Annotated in this window: 5 protein-coding genes; 4 read left to right on the top strand and 1 reads right to left on the bottom strand. The window is 56.4% G+C overall.

All coding sequences use genetic code 11. From position 1 onward, the window contains the following. Positions 1 to 124: 124 nt before the first annotated feature. Positions 125 to 445, bottom strand: coding sequence for a hypothetical protein (locus AC5RWT_RS34700; RefSeq protein WP_494084188.1), 321 nt, complete (start codon positions 443 to 445; stop codon positions 125 to 127). A 286-nt stretch (positions 446 to 731) separates the two neighbouring features. On the opposite strand from AC5RWT_RS34700, the gene AC5RWT_RS34695 reads away from it, so the two are divergent. From AC5RWT_RS34695 to AC5RWT_RS34680, 4 genes are all read left to right on the top strand, one after another. Then, on the top strand, positions 732 to 1,787 hold the full coding sequence (locus AC5RWT_RS34695) for a DUF6615 family protein (protein WP_494084187.1): 1,056 nt from the start codon (positions 732 to 734) through the stop codon (positions 1,785 to 1,787). A 160-nt stretch (positions 1,788 to 1,947) separates the two neighbouring features. After that, positions 1,948 to 2,736: an ABC-three component system protein gene (locus AC5RWT_RS34690; RefSeq protein ID WP_494084186.1), complete on the top strand. Its 789-nt coding sequence runs from the start codon at positions 1,948 to 1,950 to the stop codon at positions 2,734 to 2,736. Then, a complete protein-coding gene (locus AC5RWT_RS34685; RefSeq protein WP_494084185.1) occupies positions 2,729 to 2,959 on the top strand; it encodes an ABC-three component system middle component 6 in 231 nt (76 codons plus the stop codon). Before AC5RWT_RS34690 ends, AC5RWT_RS34685 begins: the two co-directional genes overlap by 8 nt. Positions 2,960 to 2,961: 2 nt before the next feature. Continuing rightward, positions 2,962 to 4,677 (top strand): DUF2326 domain-containing protein (locus AC5RWT_RS34680; RefSeq protein WP_494084184.1); only part of this gene is annotated, 1,716 nt, incomplete at its 3' end.

Here is a 4,677-nt window from a genome sequence, read left to right as displayed (position 1 = left end):
ACATATTGCTGAGACGAGGGGGTTGTCTAAAATCCGCGACTTTCTCTCACCTCCAGAAATGGCGGCCGGGGAAGACCGGCTGTCTCAGCAGACGGTCCTTTGACGAGATGTATAACGGGGCCCATCACGCCACCGTGGCCAACCACTCCTTGATGTGGGAGAACGTCTCGTTCGGCCTCGGGGCCATTGAATAGACCTGCACTTCAAGATAGTGCGGCAAGTCGATCCCGAGTTTTGGCAGATCGTCCTCCCGCAGGCGCACGACGCGGTAGCCGGCAGCGAGCAGGGCTCGCACCACGCCGGCTTCGTTCGCGTAATGAAGGCCGCCGGGTTGGCGCAACCCGTCGTCGAGCAGGTCTGAGACGCAATCGGCATAATATCCCCCTTGATCATTTGCTTCCTGCGCTTGAGACCACGAATTAGCCGGAAACCAGCTAGCACTCATCGTTGAGATCACAGGTTATGCGCTCCGCCAGAAAGTTTAGCGACCGCACTTGAAGCGAAGCCGCGCATCTCTCCGGCGCAGTCCGCTCTCAGTGGTCAATAACGCCTTCTTCCCTATTTTGGCTGACTATGATCCCGGCAAAGAGTTCCGACAGCGCGATCCAGGCGATTCCTCGGGTGATCATGGCGGTCGAACTGACAGGGTCTCAAACGATCGTTTTTGCATGGCCCTTACCTGGGACAGTTCGTTGCACGATCATTCCCGTCGTAGCTGGAATGATCGAAAGGTGAACATCGACTCCCTCTCATATGCCTTTTTGCTGGCTCGCACTGAGGCGCAGCTGCACATGACCCTAATGGAAAACGTAGGTCTCACATGGAAGGAAGAAGCAGTCACGGATCTTGTCCTGAGCTGGGCCGGCCATAGAGTGGCCGTCTATCCTTTCAGCAAGAACGAAGAGGGCGGCACAGACGGTACTGGCGCCGACTGGCTCTGGTGGTGGATTGATTCGGACGGGACAGCCTTCGGCATGCTCGTGCAGGCCAAACGTCTTAAAAAGAGGGGCACCAAGAGGAGCCCATGGGACATCGACTTCACATACAAGTCGGGCGCTCAACGCTCCCAACTCCTTGCCACAGCCAAAAAGCTCCAAGTGGCGGCAGCCTACGTCCTCTATTTTGGTTCTCCGAACTACACCGCCGACATCCAACCACCGGGTGATGACCCTCATCTGGGTCACTTCGATCCGGCGCGAGCCCGTGATTCTTGCTTGGAATGTGGGAAAAAGACGGTTGCGTTTTTGTCTGCTCACGTAGCACGTAACTACACGCGAACAGACGCAACTCAGGCCTACGTACTATCTACTCCTATCGAGGATCTTGCCAGTCCCCCATCAGAATTTAAGGCTCCGCTGTTAGTGCCAACAGTGCCTGTTTCCGCAAAGCTGAAGGCGTTCATCCAGCAACAGCAGCACGGCTCAAAACACGTGGCACAGTGCTTTCTCGCGCAGACTCTCGACCAACGCTTCGGGCAGTTCTCCCTGGGTACCGCAACGGAAGTGGAAGCAGCTCCGGATAATCAGGTCAGTGATGCGCCAGTTTTCGAATCGCTGCCCGATGATAGAGATCATTCTGGTGTTCAATACTTCGCGGAAGTGCTGCGCGGGCTTAGGACGGCCCCTCCGGCTTATGTCTTGAACCTGCTGAGCGGAGAATTTTCCGGCTTACCTGACGAGCTCAGACTGGATCGAGAAGAAGGTTCCGGGATAGCTGGTGTAGTTGTTGTTCATGTCGATGGGCATGAAGCAGTCGAGCGATCTCATCCTCCTGCACTTTTCCCCTGACAGGCCGTCCAGACGGCTCTTGAGCAATAGGTAACGGTCGCTTTTGAGTGTCGCCGATAGGGGCCTTCACAGGGCAGTTCTGCCGGAGGATCTTACGGAAATGGGCATTGTACGACGTGTCGGGAATCCCAAAGGCAACACGCGGGCTACCATTTTCCCTATGGCAAGTCGGACGAGCACCAGGGGCACCGTTCCTCCGGCGCAAGAAAAGGTCCTGATCGCCCGTAGTGGAAACCGCTGCGCTTACCCCAGTTGTGGTGTCGAGCTGGTCATTCCCGCTGATCATCCCGAGGACCGCCCCAAGGCAGTGGGCAAAGTTGCTCACATAGCTGCAGCAAGTCCTGGTGGTCCTCGCTATGACGCGACGATGACAGAGGCACAACGCGGGTCGGCTGACAATCTCATCTACTTGTGCGGATCACATCACGATGCGATTGATTCTCAGACCAACGGGCACACCCGTGACTTTCTTATGACCGCCAAGGCAAGTCACGAGCGAACAGTTGCGAAGGCGATGCGCCATGCGATGGGCTCTGTGACTTACGCGCAGTTACGTCTCGTGTGCCAGGTTGTCGTTGCGACTCCTGCTGTATCCCTTGAGCCGATTGATCTGGCACTTCCGCTACAGCAAAAGATAGACCTCAACAGCCTGAGTGAGGTCGTCTCTGACCGAATAAAGGATGGATTGTCCCAAGCCTTCAGAGTTTCAAGCTTCATCGCCAACCAAAACCAGTTCGATCCGGGTTTCGGACGGTCCCTTGTGGCCGGAGCGAAGGCTGACTACTACGCTGCTTTGTCCGAGGGCCTGACTCCCGATCAAGTCTTTGACTATCTTGTCGAGACTGCAAGCGAGAATGCCGGACCTCAAGAATCCCCGGACCTTCGCGCTGCTGCTTTAGCCGTGATCGCCTACCTCTTCGAAGTGTGCGAGATATTTGAACGTGATTGAGATCCTCCCTGACAAGTTCACGCCGATCGAACAAACACTGGTGGGCCGGAGTGCTGCGCTTCTGACTTTGCTTTCGGAGAGGGGCTACACGGTAGGTGGTCTATTCGCGGTGGCAAAAGAACAAATGAGCCCTGTTACGTTCGAGACCTTTGCAGCGTCGCTCACATTTCTGTACGCCGCCGGTCTGATTGACCACAATGATGGAATCCTGGGAGTGAGCTAAGAGTGCTAATACGGCTAGAGACCAACCGACCAGAGTTCAAGCCCATCGATTTTAAGCCGGGATTCAACGCGATCGTCGCAGATCGAGACGCCGAAGCAACGGAGCAGGACAGCCGAAACGCCCGCGGCAAGTCAACAATCCTCAAGTTCATCAACTGGGTTCTTGCCGGAAATCGGCCAGCCAGCCTTCTCCCCTTGGCTGAAGCAGGATGGTCGATCTCGCTGACGCTCGAAATGTTTGGGGGCCGAGTGAAGGCAACCCGCGACCTGAGTGGTGGGTCCAGACTACAAATACTTGCGGACGAGGCGTCGCTGCCGGCGCTCCAGCCCTACCTCACCGAGGGAACAATAAGTCTGGATGACTGGAAAGAGGTGCTTGGCCTGGCGCTTTTCCGGCTCGAACCGGAGCTCGAAACAAGTGTCGGGCTGTCAGTCCGCACACTTCTGTCATATGTGGTCCGGACCGACACCCCGAATGACCCGCTAAAGACCTTCAGTCAGCAGTCTGCAACGAGCAGCCGAATGCATGTCTCTTTTCTAATGGGTTTGGACTGGCGGCCAGTGCTCCAATTAGCGCGCATCAAGACCGGCCTCGACCAACTTTCTGCGATTACTGCTGCCACCCGCGAAGGCCTCATCACGAGCTTGCGGCCGGAAAGTGAGCTTCTACTCGAAAGAGCATCGCTACGAGGTGAAGCTGATGAGTGGCACACCCGGATAAGTAGCTTCAGAGTCCTGGAAGATCCGCAAGGACTAGTTGAAAGAGCCAACGCGCTAACCAAGGAGATTTCATTCCTTCGCGATGAGGCTGTAACGGACCGCCAAATGAGGGACCTATACGATACTTCTCTCGCCGACGACGGCGCGGACGAAACAGGGTCCGCTGCGCTCGTGGCGTCCCTGTTCGAAGTCTCGGGGCTCATTCTTGCTGACGGGTTTAGGCGACGAATGGACGAGGTAGAAGCTTTTCATTCTTCCCTCCTGTCCAACAGACGAGCCTTCTTGGCGGCAGAAATTGCAGAAATTGACGGGCGCTCCGCCGAACGGAACGTGCAGTTGCAAGCGCTGTCCCAGCGCCGAGAATCGGCTATGCAGTCGCTGCGCGCGGGAGGGGCTCTGGAGGAGCTGCTCGCCCTGCAAGCCGAGCTCGCCGACATCGAAGCAAGGATCGCGGCAGTCGACGAGCAGATCGAGCAAGCCAGAGAACTGGAATCCAAGCGAGATGAACTGAAGCTTGCGAAGGCCCAAGAAAGAGCGGCCGCCAGCGAAGTTCTGTCGCGGTCTCGCGGCAAGTTGGACGACATCGGGGAGCGGTTCGGCTCGAAGATGAAAAGGCTCTATGGCAAAGATGCCGTACTCACCGTCGCCGTAGACGACGGAGGCTTTAAGTTCAGCTTAAAGGTTACTGGCGCAGGCAGCACCGGGGTCAACCGAGCCACCATGTTTTGTTTTGATCTAACGATGCTCGAGGAAGGGATCCAGACGGCACATCACCCTGATTTCTTGATCCACGATTCGACCGTGTTCGACGGTGTCGACCCTCGTCAACGCGCAGGAACCTTGCATTTCGCTCAAGAAATGGTCGAGGCTACCCGCGGTCAATACATATGCACCATCAATAGCAACGACATCCCAGATGATGTTCGCAACGAAGCTTGGTTCAGCAGTGGGATCGTGCGGACGGTACTCGATACGGAGCTGCACGGCGCAATCGGCGTT

It is taken from the genome of Arthrobacter sp. Dra40 (genome assembly GCF_059091905.1).
Note: the sequence above shows the minus strand (reverse complement) of the source record. Positions and strands in the feature narration are given on the sequence as shown.

Excerpts from the sequence above, each read along its gene's own strand:
- AC5RWT_RS34700 (WP_494084188.1), bottom strand. The coding sequence starts at position 445 with ATGAGTGCTAGCTGGTTTCCGGCTAATTCGTGGTCTCAAGCGCAGGAA.
- AC5RWT_RS34690 (WP_494084186.1), top strand. The coding sequence starts at position 1,948 with ATGGCAAGTCGGACGAGCACCAGGGGCACCGTTCCTCCGGCGCAAGAA.